Source organism: Elusimicrobiota bacterium (assembly GCA_016722575.1).
Classification (GTDB): Bacteria; Elusimicrobiota; Elusimicrobia; order FEN-1173; family FEN-1173; genus JADKIY01.
In genome coordinates, this window is sequence record JADKIY010000001.1 from 163,633 (window position 1) to 180,980 (window position 17,348).

Here is a 17,348-nt window from a genome sequence, read left to right on the forward strand (position 1 = left end):
CCTTTTCATAACTTGTAATCCACCCCCGCAAAGAATCGCCATTGTCGTTGGTTTGCATATTCATCAACCGGGCGGTGATACTGACTTCCTACAATCAGGCCGAATCGGGAGAAATCCGGTCTTGTCCATTCGTTGGCGGGGCTCCATCGCAAACCAACCATGGCTTCTTGAACTTTGTTCTCAATGGGAATCCCCGCCACGATTGCCAGGGATCGGTTCCATTCATTTTGGAACTTAGAAACGTACAGATGGGCGAAGATGTAGGGCTTTACTGTCGCTTTTTTGAATGTCTCGCTTTTGTTCGTCGCCCCGGCCCCTACCCCCGCGCCGAACCAGGACAGGCGCATGTTTGAAAAGTGAAAATCGCTGCTTTGTTCATTCCCCGTTTGATGGACGTTCAACCGGTACACGGCCTCTTTTTCTAAGGGGAACTTAATGAACGTCTTCCGAATTGTCGTACCCGGGATCGGTTCGGCCTTGCTCATATCCACCGCCGCGCAGACACCTTCCAAAGGCCGCTGGCCGTACCGTTGGGGTTCCTTTCCTGTGTAAAGCTTAATAACCTCCATGGCGTTCAACCCGGAGTCTTTTTCCTTTTCGTAGGCCAGCCCCTCCAATCGAACTTGAAACTGGCTCGGTTCTTTAAAACACACATCCCGGGAATCCCCCGCCATGATGACGGGCGGGTTCATAACAACTGCTTTTTGGTTCAAGACCGGTGCACCCTCTTCGATAAAAACAGCCACATACAAAAACGCTTCGTTGGAAAGGCGCTCCACCGATCGCCCCCGGTGCCAAAGCGACATTACCGGATTGGGTGTTTTTACCAAAGGCAAGTATAAGATCAGGGAAATACAGGTTTCGCCGGTCGGCGAAGTAACTTTTTAGAAGCTCCTCCCCGGTAGATCCTTTGCCGTTGGAAGAAATGAACTGAGAGAGACGTTGAGAAAAGTCGGATTTCGTGGAGGGATTGCCGCCGCCGGATTGGAGAGGATGCTCATAGCCCCCCGCGTGGAGAAGGGGAGCCAACAGAATCAGGCTTAAAAACCATGGTTGGATGATCTTCAAAAGAAGTACCCCCCTTCAGAAGATTTACACCTCGACCATCCGACACACCGCCCACCAACCCGCCACGTTCCACGTGTCGGGCTTGTTGGGGCAAAACCAAGAAAAAGATTGAAGAATTTGAACCTGCGCGCGACCGAGGGGAGGGGCGAGGCCAACGGCCTTGACCCCAGGCCAGGCAAGGCCGACGACGGGGCGTAGCCACGACGGCGGCTCACAGGGCGGATGGGGGTTCCAGCGCAGCGGGGAGCGTCCAACGGCACAACTCGCCAAGCCCGGCGACCGCGCGTGCTGCTCGTGCGGGCGCGGGGCGACCGGGGTTTCTCCAGGTTTTCAAGCGCAGCGGGCAGCGTCCCAGTCCACCCACAAACCGAGCGGGCCGGGCGGCGGCGCACGTTTCTTCGTGCCGACGCGCGGGCCGCGACCCTGTTTTCCAGCGTCCAACCGAAGCTGACCACGTCCGGGGGTTTTCCAACAAACGAATCAACCGCAGTGTGTTCTTTCTTTTCCTCAACCAACCGCCGGGGTTTTCTCCGCCGCTGGCGGGGTTTTTCTTTCCCGGCCGCCGCGCTCTCGCGCGGGGGTTTTCCACCCAACACCGCCGCCGATGGCGGAAGGTTCCGCGGCAAGGATCAACCCATTGCCACTATCTTTTCAAAGGGGAAATGGATTGAAGGATTCAATAGTGGAAGAGGTCCCGGTATAGCGGTCGAAAAAGTCACGGCCACGGCGGCGGCACCACCGGCCGCAGAGGTTGGTCGAGCACCGCACCCCCCCCTACACACGCGGCAGGTTGGGGGGCACACCGTGCCCCCCCCTCCATTCGCAACAGGTCGATACACCGATCCCCTACAGGGTGGGCCGCAGCTTGTAGTCGCCGGTCAGGCGGTAATTCGCCCAGTAACTGTGGCCCGTGTTTGCGAAATACACATCTAAGGTTGGCGGCCAGTCCATATGCTCCACATTTTTCATTCGTTCCAACCCAAAAGAAGGGCCTGTCTCCAAACCGGAGGCGGGCTCTTTTGTTTTTGGGGCGGTGGGGGCGGCGGCAGGGAGGGACGCTCCAGCGGCGGAAGAAATCGTCTCATTTGGCCCGGTTTTACCGTCGACAATGGCCCCGCATCGGAAGCGGACTGTGATCATCTCTTTCGAATAAAACACCTTCTCGATCCCCTGCCGAACGGCCAAGGCTTTTTCAATCCCAACACCGCGCGCAACCCCAGGTTGGTGCCCTTCCCCCTGCTTCCCCCATCCCGGCGGGCCGGGGGACGGTCCTGCTCACTTCAAAAACATCCGCTAACTTAATCAAAGACGACATGGCGGGATCCCTTGTCGTTCCTTGTTCAACTTTTGTCACGACGATCATCGACACACCCGCTTTTTCAGCGAGCTTCTGCTGTGTCAATCCACTGGCCTTTCGAAGTCGTCGCAAACTTTCCGCAATGCTCATGGCTTGAACTACCTATTGTGATGTAGTATAATTTATGTATCTACTAAAGCAAGCATTCGCATCTTACCCATTGGAGGCCCCCCATGCAAGCCAAGAGACCAACATCGACGCGTTGCGCGATCTACTGCCGCGTCTCCACCGACCAACAGGCCGAGGTCGAATTTAACTCTTGCGAAGCCCAGGAAGACCGTATCCGCTCTTTTATTGCCAGCCAAGAAAACCATATTGTGGCTCAGGTTTTTTCGGACCCGGGCTACACCGGAGCCAACACAGATCGACCGGGCCTTCAAAAACTTTTGATTGATGTCCAGGCCGGTCGAATCGACATGGTGATCACTTATAAGATCGACCGACTCACCAGATCGCCCCGCGATTTTTACCAGTTAATTGAGGTTTTTGAAAAATATGGCGTGGGGTTTATCTCCGTCACGGAGCGTTTCGACACATCGACCCCCGCGGGGCGATTGCTCCGCAACATCATGCTCACCTTTGCCCAATTCGAGCGGGAGCTTGCCTCCGAACGTATCCGGGATAAATGCGCACAACGGGCGCAGCGGGGTCTCTCCAATGGAGGCCTGCCGCCCGTGGGTTACTTTAAAGAGGGCGGCAAACTTAAAATTGACCCTAAACGGGCCGCCACTGTCCGCTTTATTTTCGAAAAGTACGCGGAGGCCCGTTGCGCCCACCAAGTCACACTTGCCCTTCGAGATCGGTGGCATGATCGAAAGTTGCCTGATTCTTTCGTTCTCCGCGTTCTTAAAAATCCCGCGGTGACCGGAAAAGTCGCTTACAAGGGCAAGCTATATCCCGGTCAACACGAGCCGATCATTTCAGCGGAGCTGTTTGACCACGTTCAAAAACTCATGGCAGAATCGGCGCAAAAATCGCGCCGGCCTTCGTCTCCTTACCACGACCTTCCCTACGCCGGGCTCATACAATGTGGAGTGCGGCTCCCGCATGAGCCCCACCCACACCGACAAATCCGGAGCCACCGGGCGACGGCGCTATTTCTATTACCGGTGCACCAGCACCAACCACCGGAGTTGGAATTCCTGCGCCACCCGCCAAATCAGCGCCGATCGATTGGACGACATGATTTTCCGAAATTTATTGCGGATTTCGATGGACCCGCTCTACATCAAAAGCCACCTCTTTGCTCTGAAAAACGTATTGCACAATCCCGAGCAAAAGGGGATCGAACCGCACCCCCTTTCGGAAGGCTTAACCCCCGAAATCGCCCAAAAACAAAAGAGCCCGCCTCCGGTTTGGAGACAGGCCCTTCTTTTGGGTTGGAACGAATGAAAAATGTGGAGCTGAAGGGGATCGAACCCTCGACCTCGTCGTTGCGAACGACGCGCTCTCCCAGCTGAGCTACAGCCCCGTCACTTCGTGATGAGTAGCCGGCGCAGTCCCCAAGCTTTCCGTGGGGGGCAGTCCCGTCCTACAAAGAGGTTCACCCTAAATGGTCGGGGCAGCCCCTGCGTCTTCGGCAGGGGCAGCCCTGGTGTGGATGACCCTCATTTTCAAATTGCTGATCCAGCCCCGGCGTCTCTGGCCGGGGCGGTTTGCGCGCTAGCGCGCTCCAACCATTTCCTCGACTCCCACGCCTCGGTCACAGCCCTGGTGTGGATGACCCTCAATTTCAAATTATTGGTCCATCCCCGCCACTTTGGCCGGGAAAGCCCGGACACAAATGAAACTCAAAGGAAAATCCGGAAATCGCATTATACCAAATCCCCCCTCCCCCACATCCGGAATCCGCGCCCCGCTGTTTCCGCCCGTCGAGCAGAGAGCTACAATGCCCCCATGTCCGCCACGCCCGCCAAAAGCCTTCCCGCTTCCCAGGAATTTGAATCCCTAACCCAAACCGCCGCCGAAACCCGCCGTCGGGCGGAAGGCCCCAACGAGCTGCCGTCTTCCCACCGTCGGGGGTGGGTCGCCCTGGCCTTGGACGTTTTTCGGGAACCCATGTTCCTCCTGTTGGTGGCCTGCGGCGCCCTCTATTTCGCCCTGGGCGACGGCCAAGAGGCGGCCATGCTCCTGGGGTTCGTGTTTTTCATCATGGGCATCACGCTTTTCCAGGAAGGGAAAACGGAACGGGCTCTTGAGGCCCTGCGGGATTTGTCGAGTCCCCGGGCGCTGGTGATTCGGGACGGGGCCCAGCGGCGCGTGGCCGGGCGGGACGTCGTTCGCGGCGATCTGCTGGTGTTGGCCGAGGGGGATCGGGTGCCGGCCGACGGGATTCTGCTTTCCTCCTCCCACCTGGCCGTGGACGAATCCCTGCTCACGGGGGAATCGGTTTCGGTTCGAAAAGACGTCCGCGCGGCGGTCCCCGGCGAAACGCCGACCACCGCCGGGGACGGCTCCCCCTACGTTTTCGCGGGGACCTTGGTGGTTCAGGGGCAGGGCCTGGTGCGCGTCACCGGCGTCGGCGCCGCCACGGAGATCGGCAAAATCGGCCGGGCCCTTGAATCCGCCGAATCGGGCCCCAGCCCCCTGCAAACCGAAATGGCCTCCCTGGTGAAAGTCGTCGCCGTCGTCGGCGCGGTATTGTGTGCGGCGGTGGTGCTGGTGACCGGCTTTTGGCGCGGCGCCTGGCTGACCGGGGTGTTGGCCGGGCTCAGCCTGGCCATGGCCCTCATGCCCAACGAGTTCCCCGTGGTCCTCACGATTTTCCTTTCCCTGGGCGCCTGGCGACTTTCCAAGCGGGGCGTCCTGGCCCGCCGCATGCCCGCGGTCGAAGCCCTGGGCGCCGTGACGGTCCTTTGCGTCGACAAAACCGGCACCTTGACCGAAAACCGGATGGACATCCAGCGCCTCCTGCCCGGGGATCTCCGTTTCGACATTCCCCCCGCCGGGAGCGCGCTGGCGGAATCGTTCCATGAAATCCTCGAGTTCGGGATATTGGCCAGCGCGCGAAACCCCTTCGACCCCATGGAAAAAGCCTTTCACGCCCTGGGCGGCCGATTCCTCGCGCGCACGGAGCACCTTCACGGGGACTGGACGCTGGTCAAGGAATACCCGCTTTCCCGGGAACTGTTGGCCATGTCCCAGGTGTGGACCTCGCCGGACCGGAAGAGCTTCGTCATCGCCGCCAAAGGCGCTCCCGAAGCCGTCGCGGACCTGTGTCATTTCCCGCCGGAACGTCTCGAGGCTCTTCGTCGACGGGTGGACGAACACGCCCGGGAAGGATACCGCCTCCTGGGGGTGGCCAAATCCTCCTTCACGGCCGATGTCCTGCCGGACCTCCAGCACGATTTCGATTTTGAATTCCTGGGGCTGATCGCCTTGGCCGACCCGGTTCGGAAAGACGTGCCCGCCGCCATCGAGGAATGCCGTCGGGCGGGCGTCCGGGTGGCCATGATCACGGGCGATTACCCGGGCACCGCCCAAAGCGTCGCCCGGGCCATCGGCTTGTCCAACGCCGACCAGGTCTTGACGGGGCCCGAGATCGACGCCCTGTCCGAGGAGGCGCTGGCCGAGCGCCTGCGTCGGGTGAACGTCTTTGCCCGGGCGGTGCCGGAGCACAAACTGCGGCTCATCCGGGCCCTGCGCGCCAACGGCGAGATCGTGGCCATGACCGGCGACGGGGTGAACGACGCGCCGGCGCTCAAGGCCGCCCACATCGGCGTGGCCATGGGCGAGCGGGGAACCGACGTGGCCCGGGAGGCCGCGGGCCTGGTTCTGCTCCACGACGATTTCGCCTCTCTGGTGAGCGCCATCGCCGGCGGCCGGCGGGTGTTCGACAATTTAAAAAAAGGCATGGCCTATATTCTGGCCATTCACGTGCCGATCGCGGGGCTCTCCCTGGCGTCGGTGTTTTTGGGTTGGCCCCTGGTCCTGTTGCCGATCCACATCGCCTTCCTGCATTTGGTCATCGACCCGGCCTGCTCGGTCGCCTTTGAGGCCGAACCGCCGGAGCCCGACGCCATGAGACGCCCCCCCCGAAAAACGACCGACCGCTTGTTCGGGTGGGACACCCTGGGGCCGAGCCTCGCCCAGGGCGTGAGCGTTTTCGCGGCGGTGTTCGCGGTGTTCGCCGTGGCGCTTCGTCGGGGACACGGGGAGTTGGACGCCCGGGCCCTGGCCTTCACCACGCTCATGGCGGCCAACGCGGGGCTCATCCTGGCCAACCGCTCCTGGACCCAATCGACCTGGGCGCGCTGGCGGGCCCCCAACCGCGCCCTGTGGGCCGTGGTCGGTGGGTCAGGGCTCTTTTTAGCCGTCGTGCTTTCCACCCCGCTCCTGAGGCGTCTCTTCCATTTTTCCACTCTCCACGCCATCGACATCGCCGTCAGCGTGGCTGTCGGGACCCTGAGCGTTTTCCTGGTGGATTGGACCGCCAAACGGTGGGCGCGGAGTCGGCCTTGACCCCCCGGCGCCCTCCATCGACCGAGGGACTTCCCCCGTCCTCGGTTCTGAGCGCCCTGCCGAGCGGGACACGATCGGAACTTGCGCGCACTCTCGTCCGCCGACGGGTGAAGGCCGGAGCTTCGCTTTTTCAGGAGGGGGATTCCGGGGAGGCCGCTTTCTTGGTTTTGACAGGCCTTTTTAAGACGTTGAAATATTCCCAGGGCGAACGGGTGTCCGCCATGGATTTGATCGTCCCCGGGCGGCTCTGCGGCGTCATCGCCCTGCTGGACCACCGACCCTACCCTGTGAGCGTGTATGCCCTGCAGGACGCCGAGGTGCTCGTTCTCCCCGCGGCGGTTGTCGACCGATTGATGTCCCAGCACCTGGAATTTTCGAGAGCGGTCCACGGAGAGGTGGGCGACCATTTGCGGCACGCCCAGGACATGCGCGCCCGGGCCTTGGAACCCGTGGACAAACGCCTCGCCCACCTTCTGCTGATGCTTCTCCCAGCCCCCGGCGCCGAGGTGCGGGTGCGGCGGGAAGACTTGGCCGAGCTCGTTGGCTGCATTCCCGAAACCGCCATTCGCACCTTGTCCGAATTCAAGAAACGCGGGTGGGTCCGAACGGGCTGGAAACGGATCGCCCTCCTAAACCCCGACGCCCTGCGCCGCCTGTCCCGATCCCCCGTCCCCCTCCCCTGACCTAAAACAAACGTTGCGTCGACCCCGACGGGTTACCCCCGGAGCGGCGCAAGAATTTGTCGCCGAGGGCCGCGCCTCCTTTTTGTGTTCGAAGAGGAACCCTCCAAGGGCCCGGCCCGATGCCTGTTTAAGCGCATGTTTTGACCCCCGATCATCTTCTATCCTGATCGCTCAATTCAACCTCGGAGGCTATCCATGGACGCACCCCGAAGCACCCTCGGCATTTCCCCCTGGTGGAGGCACGGCGCCGTGCTCACCGTCATCTTTGGTTTGACCGGCCTGATCTTCATGGGCCGCACGACGTACCGGGGGGCCCCGCCCCAATTCAACGCGGTCGTCGACGGTTCGGGGCAATCCCTTTTCACGTCGGAGGACGTGAAGGCGGGACAGGACGTCTTCCAAAAATACGGCCTTATGGATTACGGCACGCTTTTCGGCCACGGCGGCTACCGGGGGCCCGACTTTACCGCGGAAACCCTCCACGGCCTGGCGGAGGACCTGAGGGAGATCTACGCCGCCGAGGGCGGCGGATCGACCTACACCGGCCTGCCCGAACCCGATCGGGCGTCCATCGCGTCGCGCGTGGTGGCCGAATTGAAAAACAACCGGTACGACCCCGCGACCAACAACGTGACGGTGACTCCCGCCTTTGCGACCGCTTTTGCGCGACGGGTGGACCACCTACGGGCCACTCTGAAGGACGCCGACAAAACCCGCCCGCTTCCGACCAATTACATTTCCAGCGACGAGGACCTTCGGACCCTGGCCGCTTTTTTCACCTGGTCGGCCTGGGCCGCGGTGACCCCCCGTCCGGGCAAAAATCACACCTACACCAACAACTGGCCTCCCGATGAGACGGCGGGCAATCGACCCTCCTTGGCGGTCGTGATTTGGAGCGCCTTGAGCCTCATTTCCTTCCTGGGCGCTTTGGGCCTCGTTCTTATGTTCTTCGGTCGTTTCAACTTCCTGGGTTGGGGCGGGGGCAAAATGGACGTTTCCCAGGTGCCGCCCGTGGATGCCATCCCGATCACGGCGGGCCAGAAAGCCACCTACAAGTATTTCTTGGTGGTGGCGCTCTTGTTCCTCTTTCAAACATTAATGGGCGTCGTGACCGCCCACTACTTCGTGGAAGGGGCCGGCTTTTATGGCATCGACACCCGGTCCTTCTTGCCGCTGACCATCACCCGCAGCTGGCATCTTCAACTCTCGATCTTTTGGATCGCAACGGCCTGGCTCGCCACCGGAATGTTTGTCGCGCCGCTTTTGGCCAAGGGGGAACCCCGGGGCCAGTCGATTCTCATCAACATTCTCTTCGGCGCCGTGGTCCTGGTGGCGGTGGGCAGCATCGCCGGCGAATGGCTGGGCGTGAAGGGCCTCCTCGGCAAAGCCTGGTTCTGGCTGGGCCACCAAGGATGGGAATATGTGGAACTCGGCCGCTTGTGGCAGATTTTGCTCACGGCGGGCATGGTCATCTGGGCCTTTATCGTCTTCCGGGGCATTCGCCCCACGTTGGCGGGGGAGGACAAGGGCGGACTGCCGTATCTGCTCCTTTATTCCATCGTGGCCATTCCGCTCATGTATTCCTTCGGCATGATGTATCGCCCCGGCACCAACTTCGCCGTGGCGGATTTCTGGCGCTGGTGGATCGTCCATCTTTGGGTGGAGGGCTTTTTCGAGCTGTTCACGACCATCGTCGTGGCCCACATCTTCGTTCTTCTCGGTTTGGTTTCCCGGGAAGCGGCCCTGCGGGTGGTTTACCTCGACATCGTTCTTTATCTCGGGAGCGGCATGATCGGCACCGCCCACCACTACTACTGGACGGCGCAACCGGCGATCAATCTCGCCTTGGGCGCCATCTTCTCCGCCATGGAAGTGGTCCCGCTGTGCCTGCTGACCCTCGAGGCATGGGATTTCATCAAACTGCGCCAGGACAAAAGCGTCCTGGGCGTAGACCCCAAGGCCTTCCCCCACAAATGGACGGTGATGTTTCTAATGGCCGTGGGTTTTTGGAACTTCCTGGGCGCGGGGGTCTTCGGATTCCTGATCAACCTGCCCATCGTGAGCTATTACGAACACGCAACCTACCTGACGTCCAACCACGGGCATGCCGCGCTCATGGGCGTTTACGGCAACTTGGCCATCGCCGCCCTGGCCTTCTGTACACGGGTACTTGTCCGGCCGGAGCGTTGGAACGACCGGCTCTGGGGGGTGTCTTTCTGGTCCCTGAACGCGGGCCTGATGTTGATGCTCCTGCTCAACATCTTCCCGGCGGGGATTTACCAGTTGGTGCAGAGCATTAATCACGGGTTTTGGTATGCGCGAAGCGCCGCGGTTTTGAACTCGTCCTTCTTTCAAACGACCACCTGGGCCCGGGTCGTGGGGGACCTGGTGTTTGTGTTGGGGGGCGTTCTGCCCATCGCCTATTTCACGGTGACGCGGCTGTTTTCCCTGCGACCCACCAAATAACGAAAGGTTTCCAAAAACCCCCGGTGCCCTTCGGCGCCGGGGGTTTTTTTTAGGGATTGACAGATCCCGGCGCCCGGGTTAAATAGGAATGACGACGTCGTTCCGTCGACCTGCAACATCCGCGCGCGCTCGGCAAGAGAGGCCTTCATTTCCCTCCGCCTTTTAATGGTGTCCGACGACTTCCGACCCGCCGTGACGGGCGTCGGGGTGTATTTGGAACGGACGATCCCGGAGCTCCTTCGACGGGGCCATCGCGTGGCGGTGGTCACCTCGCGGCGGGGAGGCCAACCGGCGGAAGAGTCCTGGGGCGGTGCGGCGATTTTTCGAACGTTCAGCCTGCCGGTGCTGGGGTTTTACCAGGCGCTGCCTTCCCGCCGAACCCTTCGACGCGTTTTTGACCGCGTGGCCCCCGACCTCGTCCACCACCATTACGTCGGCTTTCTCATGCGACGCGCGGTCGCCTTGGCCCGGGCCCGGGGGATTCCGCAACTCGCCACCCACCATTTCGGGCCCGAGGTTCTCAGCCGAAACATCCTTTTGCGACCCTTCCGATCCTGGATGTGGCGGGAACTGGTGGCCCATCAAAACCGCTGCGACGCCGTGATCGCCCCCTCCCCCGAAATTGCGAAAACGCTGACCGCCCGGGGAGTGCGCGCCCCCCTGCGGGTGGTTCCGAACGCGCTCCGCTACGACGATGGGCCCGTGACGCCCGCGGCGCGCCCGCCGGGATTGACTCTGCTCTACGCCGGGCGATTGGCCTGGGAAAAAAACCTTCCGCTCTTGTTGCGGGCTCTCGCCCGGCTGATTCCCAACCACCCGAATGCCGTTCTGTGGATCGCGGGCCGGGGGCCCGAGGAAAAAGGCCTGCGGGCCCTTTGCCGTTCCCTCGGATTGGAGCGGAACGTGATGTTCCTTGGGTTTCTGAACGAAGCGGACCTGGCGCGACGATACGCGGCGTGCGATATTTTTGTTCTTCCCTCGGTCCAGGAAGTCCAGGGATTGGTCCTGCTGGAAGCCATGTGGTTCGGACGCCCGGTCATCGTCACCAACGCCATCCCCTCGGCCCGGGATTTGGTGGAAGACGGCGTGAACGGTTTTACGGTCGCCCCGGACGACCCGGTCGCGTTGGCCGAACGCCTATCGAGCCTGGCCGCCGACGCCGTCCGGCGCGCCGCCATGGGCGCCGCCGCTCGCCGAAGCGCGGAAAATTTCCGGCTCGCTCCCGTGACCAACGCCTTGGAAACGGTGTATCGGGAATGGGCGGCCCCCTGTGGTTGACGCCTATCGCGCGGTATTCCTGTCGCCGCATTTGGACGACGCGGTGTTTTCCTGCGGCGGCCTCCTCGCACGGCTGGCGAAAACCGGCCCGGTCCTCGTACTTAATCTCTTTACGGAATTCCCGCGTCCCATCAAGAACCGGGGGATCGTTCTCGGTTCCGAGCGTTACAAGGAGGAAGTGGCCGCGGCGCGCCTGTTGGGATTCGAATCCCGGCGGCTGGGGGAACCCGACGCGGTCTACCGGGACCCGGCCTACGAGTCCCTGGGGAACCTCTTTCGACCGCCGCAAACAAGCGACGAGGCGGGCTTCCCCGCCTTGCGGGAAAAAGTCGACGGGGCCTTGAAAGGGATCGTCTTCAACGCGCTTTACGTCCCCTTGGGGATCGGCTGGCACGTGGACCACGTGCTGACCCATCGGCTGATCGAAAAAACATCGTTGGGGACCCGCCTGATCTATTACGAAGACGCGCCCTATTGCCTTCTGCCGCACACGACTCGGTACCGCTTCAACGACCTGGGAAGCGCTTCGCCTCTCCCGGGAGATGAATCCCTCGCGCCGGCGTCGATCCTCCGGTCCTGGATCGAAACGAGCCGGGCTTATATGGACACCGCGCTGATGCGGAACCTGCGGCCCGCTCTTCTGCGCCTGGCGGCTCGCCCCGTGGTAACGGCTTACCTCTTGAGACTTCTGGCTTCCCACGCGCGTCCTCCGGCCGGCCCTGGCCCGGGATGGGAGAGCACCGTGGTGGGCGTCAGGCCGGAATTTGAAAAAAAACTCGACGCCATGGAGCTTTACCAAAGCCAATTTCGGGAGTTTTTTCTTTCGCGGGAGGATTGCGCCCGCCAATTCCGACTTTACGCCGAGCGCGTGACGGGACGTCCGGATCCCGTGGAACGTTATTGGTCCCGGGCGATGGCGCCCGGGGTCGGTCGTCAACCTGAATTTCCCAGCTGAGCGCGAGGACCGGCAAAGGGCAGAGCCCGTGGCACTTGGGGCGGCAGAGTCGCTGATGCAGCCGGTCGCAGGGCTCCCGGCACCGGGGGCGGCAGAGCCGCTGATGCGGCCGGTCGCAGGGCTCCCGGCACCGGGGGCGGCAGAGCCGCTGATGCGAGACGAACAAGGCGGGCGTTTTTACGAATAAAAGAGGGCGGGCCGCAGCGGGGACTACAGACAATCTTATTTGTGAGGGAAAAAGGCCCGAATTTTTTGGCGAATCCCGCGGGCAACTGAGAATTCCAGGTTAAGCCCGGCCGCCCTCTTTCGCTGTTTCGGTCGACCGCCGGACAACCATGTAGTACAAAACCGGGACGGCGACCCGGGAGAGAACCGTGGACGCGACTTCCCCGGCCATGAGGGCCACGGCGAGACCCTGGAAAATGGGATCAAAGAGGATGACCCCGGCGCCCACCACCACCGCCGCGGCCGTGAGCAACATGGGCCGGAAGCGCACGGCCCCGGCGTCGATCACGGCCTCTTTGAGGGGCATGCCTTCGGCCAGGCGCAGGTGGATGAAGTCGACCAGGATGATGGAATTGCGGACCACGATCCCGGCCCCGGCGATGAAGCCGATCATGCTGGTGGCCGTGAAAAAGGCCCCCAGGGCCCAATGGGCGGGCAAAATGCCCACCAAGGTCAGCGGGATCGGAACCATCACCACCAGCGGAATCAGGAACGAACGGAACCACCCCACCACCAACACGTAGATCAAAAGCAGGGCAAAGGCGAAGGCCAGCCCCAAATCCCGAAAAACTTCGTAGGTGATCTGCCATTCTCCGTCCCATTTCAGGGCCCATTCCTGGGAATTCCCGGGCTGTTTTGAAAAATATTCCCGCAGATCGAACCCCTCCTTCTCCGCCATTTCGCGAATGCCGCGGCGGAGCGCCAGGATGGCGTAGACGGGGCTTTCCTGCCGTCCCGCCACATCGGCGATGACGTAACTCGCCCGCTGAAGGTTTTTGTGGTACACCGGCGCGTCCCGTTCGGTCCGTTCCGTGCGGGTCAAGGATCCCAGGGGGAGCAGGGTTCCGTTTCGCGACATCATTTGAATGCCCCGAAGCGCGTCCAACCCCCGCCGGTTTTCCGGGGAAAGACGAAGACGGATTTCCACCGACTCCCGGTCCTCCGTGTGGGCCAAACCGAGGGTTTGCCCTCCCAGCGACAAAGACACCGTTTGGGCCACCGCCGCAGGCGGCAGGCCGTTGAGCGAAGCCTTTTCCCGATCCACCACCAGCCGGTCCAGTGGTTCCACCGCGGGGACGTAACTGTCCACGTCGACGACCCCCGGGGCGGTTTTGAGCCATTGTTCCAACTTTCGCGCCAGGGCGTCCCGACGGACGTTGTCGGGCCCGTAAAGTTCAAAAACCAAGGTGGAAAGGACCGGCGGTCCCGGGGGAATCTCGGCGACTTGAACCCGGGCCCCGTATCGGTCGGCGATGGCCTGGATTCCCGGGCGGAGGACGGTCGCGATCCCGTGGCTTTGGATCCGGCGGGATTTTTTGTCCGTGAGGTTCACCGCCAAGTCCGCTTGGTGGGGACGTTGACGGAGGAAATAATGGCGCACCAGCCCGTTGAAGTTGTAGGGCGCCGCGGTCCCGACGTAGCCAGTGACCCGCTCCACCTCGGGGGATTCCAAAAGCGCCCGGGCGACCTCGTCCGCCGCGCGTTTCGTCTGTGAAAGCGCGGCGCCCTCGGGCAGGCTCAGGACCACTTCGAATTCGTTTTTGTTGTCGAAGGGCAGCATTTTGACCGTCACGGCTTTAAAATAAACCAGGGACGCCGCGGCCGCCAGCAACACGACGGTGCCCAACAGGTACGCCCACCGGGCCCGGGTCGAGGACAGGAGAGTGCCCATCATCCGACGGTAGAAATGATCCAGCCGGGATTCCGCGCCGTGCCCCGCGGCGGGGCGGGGTTTCCACCATTCCAAAATGTGCGCGAAGGCCCAGGGACTGACCACGAAAGCGATCCCGAGCGAAAACAGCATGGCCACGCTGGCCCCCACCGGGATGGGCCGCATGTAGGGCCCCATGAGACCCGACACGAAGGCCATGGGGAGAATGGCCGCGATGACGGCCCAGGTGGCCAGGAGGGTGGGGTTGCCCACCTCGGCCACCGCGTCCACCGACAAACGCCAAACGGAGCGGCCGTCGTTCATCGTGAAATGGCGATGGATGTTCTCCACCACCACGATGGCGTCGTCCACCAGGATGCCGATGGAAAAGATGAGGGCGAAAAGGGTGATGCGGTTGAGCGTGTATCCGAGCAGATGGTAAACCAGGAGCGTGAGGGCCAGGGTCACCGGAATCGCCACCAGCACCACCAGGGCCTCCCGAAGACCCAACACCAGCGCCATCAACAACGTCACGGAGAGCGTCGCCAGGACCATGTGGAACAGCAATTCGTTTGATTTTTCCTTGGCCGTTTCGCCGTAGTTCCGGGTGACGTCCAGGGCGGTGCCGGGCAGGAGCAGCGTCGGCCGGACGTCCGCGATCCGCTTCATCACTTCCTCCGCCACCCGGGTGGCGTTTTCGCCTCGCCGCTTGGAAACGGCCACCGTGACCGCGGGCCGGCCTTCCTTCGCGCCCACGTCTTTTTTGTCCCACTGGGCGACGACGGTTTCCTCTTCGTCGGGACCGTCCTCCACCCGGGCCACATCCGCCAGGGTCACCGGCCGCCCGCCGGACACGCCCACGACAATGTTCTTTAAATCCTCAACGGTGCGCACCAGCGCATCGGTTTCCACGGCCACCGATCGATCCCCCGCGCGGTGGGTTCCGGCGGGAAGCCGCGCGTTGGAGGCTTCGAGCGTTCCGGCCAACTCCAAAGGCGTCAACCGATGCCGGGCCAGGGCGCCGGGATCGAAGTGAATCAAAAATTGGCGACGTCGACCGCCGGTGATTTCCGTTTCGGAAACCCCCGGCACCGCGCTGATTTCCCGTTGCAGCGCGGCGGCCTGGCGCCGGAGGGCGAAGCCGTCCTGGCCCGGGCCGGAAAGATTGAACGCCAGGATGGGCACGTCGTCGATGGAACGGGGTTTGATCAGCGGCTGGGTCGACCCCGGCGGCAGGGTGTCCATGTGGGCGAAGGTTTTCGTGTAAACCCGGGTCATGGCCTCCTCGGGATTGGTGCCCACCTTGAAACGAAGAATGAACATGGCCAGCCCGGGTTCCGCCGTCGAATAAACGTATTCCACGCCGGGGATTTCCCAAAATCGCCGCTCGCCCACATTGATCAGCCGTTCCTCCACTTCCCGGGCGCTGGCGCCGGGGAATCCCACAAACACGTCGAACATGGGGACGTTGATCTGGGGCTCCTCTTCCCGGGGCAGGGCGAGGGTGGCGAAAAGGCCGAAGGTCAAAGCGGCGCCCACCAGGAGGGGCGTGAGCTTGGACCTTAAAAAGGTTTCGGCCAGTCGGCCGGCGATTCCGGCGTGGGGGTTTTTCATGGGCGGGACTCCAGGCCGCGGCCCAAAGCGGCGACCTTTTTTTCCTCTAAAAGTCCGGCGGCGGCCAAGACTCGGACGTGGCTGAGCCACAGGGCGTGGCGGGCTTGCGCCCGGGCCTTTTCGGCGTCGGCCAGGGCCTGCTCGGCTTTCAGCAAATCCAAAATACTCTGCCGCCCTTCCCGGTAAAGCGGGCGGAAAAGCTCCAGGGATTTCCGAGCCTGTTCCACGGTGCGATCCAGTTCCGAAGACACCGCGGCCGCCGTCGCTCGGGCGCGGAGGGCCCGGCGCCATTCGATTTCGCCTTGTTCGGCGAGGGCGTCCCGGCCCCGTTGGGCCGCCGCGGCCAAGGCCGACGACCGGCGTTCGCGCGCTCCCCGGGCGGGGTCCCCGAGGGACCACTGGGCCCGAAGCATCAACAGACGTTGGCCCGCGTTGCTTGAAAAGTCGTCGGTGTTCGACTGAACTTCGGCCACCGCGTCCACCGTGGGCCAGGGGAACCGCCCCGCCTGCCGCGCCGCCGTCGCGGCCTGGAGAGCGCCGCGGTCCAGGATGGCCAAATCCGGGCGGGCGGCCAGGGCTCTGCGCAATTCCTCTTCGGGCGGAAGGGACGGCGGCACCGAACTCAACGTCCCGGCCATTTCCACCGGCGACGACGAGTCTCCCCGGAGAAGGGCCAGCGTCTCCCCGGCGCCCCCCTCCATTTCCCGGGCCTCACGTTCTTGGGCCCGGAGGGAGGAGAGAACGGCTTCCGCCGCAAAATAGTCGGACCCCAGAACCAATCCCTTGGCCCGCAATTTTTGCGCGCCCGCGATTTCCGCTTCGGCGGCGGCGATGCGCTCCGCCAGCGCGTTTTGGACCTCGCGGGCAAGCAACTGTTGGAGGGCTCCTTCCACCACCATCCTACGCAGGGACTGCCGGGCCTGTTCCTCCTCCCAGGCCGCTTTCTCAACGCCCAAGACGCCCAGACGTTCCTGACTTTGAATGGCAAAACCCGCAAAGAGGGGGACTCCCAAAGCCAGGGAGCTGCGGAGGTGGGTCGTGTAGCCGGGGCGATTCAAAGCGTCCACGGCAAAATCGGAGGCGGCGAAGGACCGCCGATCCAACAGAGAGGCGAAGGCGTAGACCGGGCCGTCCCCCCGCGTTAAAACGCTGGAGGCCGCCAGCCGGGGGAGACGCTGGGCCCGGGCTTCCGATAACCCCGCCTGAGCCGCCCGACGCCCCGCGTCGGCGGCGGACAATCCGGGGTTTCGGGCCAGGACGTCGCGGACGAGACTCTCCAGGGAAAGGGGGTCGGCCCGAAGGACGCCTCCCAACAGGAAGAGAACTCCGGAGAAAAGGATTTTTTTCACGGGTTCCCGCAGGAACGACCGCCGCATTTACGAAGAAGGGTCATCATGGGGCACCAATTGGTGAAAGACGATTGGAAGAGGTTTATACCGACAAAGGCCGTGAACCACAACCAATGGACGCTGTGCCATTGGGCCAGGGCCAAGCTCGACAAAACGAAAAATCCGGCAATGCCTCTTAAGACGCGTTCGACGTTCATGAGGTCCTCCTATATACCTTTAGACGCGCCAAGGCCCAAAAGGA

The 17,348-nt window shown here is 62.5% G+C and carries 12 protein-coding genes, 1 tRNA gene and 1 pseudogene; 7 read left to right on the top strand and 7 right to left on the bottom strand.

Annotated features, from left to right (window positions below; translation table 11 throughout):
- Window positions 1-5 precede the first annotated feature (5 nt).
- From IPP68_00800 to IPP68_00810, 3 genes are all read right to left on the bottom strand, one after another.
- Window positions 6-779, bottom strand: coding sequence for a hypothetical protein (locus IPP68_00800; GenBank protein ID MBL0348903.1), 774 nt, complete (start codon window positions 777-779; stop codon window positions 6-8).
- Between the two features lie 1,135 nt (window positions 780-1,914).
- Window positions 1,915-2,253 (bottom strand): hypothetical protein, encoded by a 339-nt coding sequence (locus tag IPP68_00805; GenBank protein MBL0348904.1) that lies wholly within the window; start codon window positions 2,251-2,253, stop codon window positions 1,915-1,917.
- A gap of 7 nt (window positions 2,254-2,260) precedes the next feature.
- Window positions 2,261-2,515 carry a helix-turn-helix transcriptional regulator gene (locus IPP68_00810; protein MBL0348905.1) on the bottom strand — a complete coding sequence of 85 codons (255 nt, stop codon included), beginning with the start codon at window positions 2,513-2,515 and terminating at the stop codon, window positions 2,261-2,263.
- Between the two features lie 83 nt (window positions 2,516-2,598).
- On the opposite strand from IPP68_00810, the pseudogene IPP68_00815 reads away from it, so the two are divergent.
- Window positions 2,599-3,075 (top strand): annotated as a pseudogene (locus tag IPP68_00815) (recombinase family protein).
- A gap of 397 nt (window positions 3,076-3,472) precedes the next feature.
- On the top strand, window positions 3,473-3,817 hold the full coding sequence (locus IPP68_00820) for a hypothetical protein (protein ID MBL0348906.1): 345 nt from the start codon (window positions 3,473-3,475) through the stop codon (window positions 3,815-3,817).
- A 6-nt stretch (window positions 3,818-3,823) separates the two neighbouring features.
- On the opposite strand, the gene IPP68_00825 is transcribed toward IPP68_00820, so the two are convergent.
- Window positions 3,824-3,896, bottom strand: a tRNA-Ala gene (locus IPP68_00825).
- Window positions 3,897-4,321: 425 nt separating this feature from the next.
- Between IPP68_00825 and IPP68_00830 the strand changes: the two genes are divergently transcribed.
- The 5 genes from IPP68_00830 to IPP68_00850 all read left to right on the top strand — a co-directional run bounded on the left by IPP68_00830 (window position 4,322) and on the right by IPP68_00850 (window position 12,268).
- Window positions 4,322-6,886: a cation-translocating P-type ATPase gene (locus IPP68_00830; protein ID MBL0348907.1), complete on the top strand. Its 2,565-nt coding sequence runs from the start codon at window positions 4,322-4,324 to the stop codon at window positions 6,884-6,886.
- Entirely contained in the window at window positions 6,883-7,569 is a 687-nt protein-coding gene (locus IPP68_00835; GenBank protein ID MBL0348908.1) for a Crp/Fnr family transcriptional regulator, read from the top strand. Before IPP68_00830 ends, IPP68_00835 begins: the two co-directional genes overlap by 4 nt.
- A 195-nt stretch (window positions 7,570-7,764) precedes the next feature.
- Entirely contained in the window at window positions 7,765-10,035 is a 2,271-nt protein-coding gene (locus tag IPP68_00840; GenBank protein MBL0348909.1) for a nitric-oxide reductase large subunit, read from the top strand.
- A gap of 165 nt (window positions 10,036-10,200) precedes the next feature.
- Window positions 10,201-11,313: a glycosyltransferase gene (locus IPP68_00845; GenBank protein MBL0348910.1), complete on the top strand. Its 1,113-nt coding sequence runs from the start codon at window positions 10,201-10,203 to the stop codon at window positions 11,311-11,313.
- Window positions 11,306-12,268, top strand: coding sequence for a PIG-L family deacetylase (locus IPP68_00850; GenBank protein ID MBL0348911.1), 963 nt, complete (start codon window positions 11,306-11,308; stop codon window positions 12,266-12,268). The genes IPP68_00845 and IPP68_00850 overlap by 8 nt, the downstream gene beginning before the upstream one ends.
- A gap of 286 nt (window positions 12,269-12,554) precedes the next feature.
- Here the strand turns inward: IPP68_00850 and IPP68_00855 are convergent, their stop codons facing one another.
- The 3 genes from IPP68_00855 to IPP68_00865 are packed head-to-tail and all read right to left on the bottom strand — an operon-like array spanning window position 12,555 to window position 17,304.
- Entirely contained in the window at window positions 12,555-15,758 is a 3,204-nt protein-coding gene (locus IPP68_00855; GenBank protein MBL0348912.1) for an efflux RND transporter permease subunit, read from the bottom strand.
- The gene (locus IPP68_00860; protein MBL0348913.1) at window positions 15,755-17,134 is read right to left on the bottom strand and encodes a TolC family protein; all 1,380 of its coding nucleotides are present in this window, start codon (window positions 17,132-17,134) and stop codon (window positions 15,755-15,757) included. Before IPP68_00860 ends, IPP68_00855 begins: the two co-directional genes overlap by 4 nt.
- On the bottom strand, window positions 17,104-17,304 hold the full coding sequence (locus tag IPP68_00865) for a DUF2892 domain-containing protein (protein MBL0348914.1): 201 nt from the start codon (window positions 17,302-17,304) through the stop codon (window positions 17,104-17,106). The genes IPP68_00860 and IPP68_00865 overlap by 31 nt, the downstream gene beginning before the upstream one ends.
- Between the last annotated feature and the right edge of the window lie 44 nt (window positions 17,305-17,348).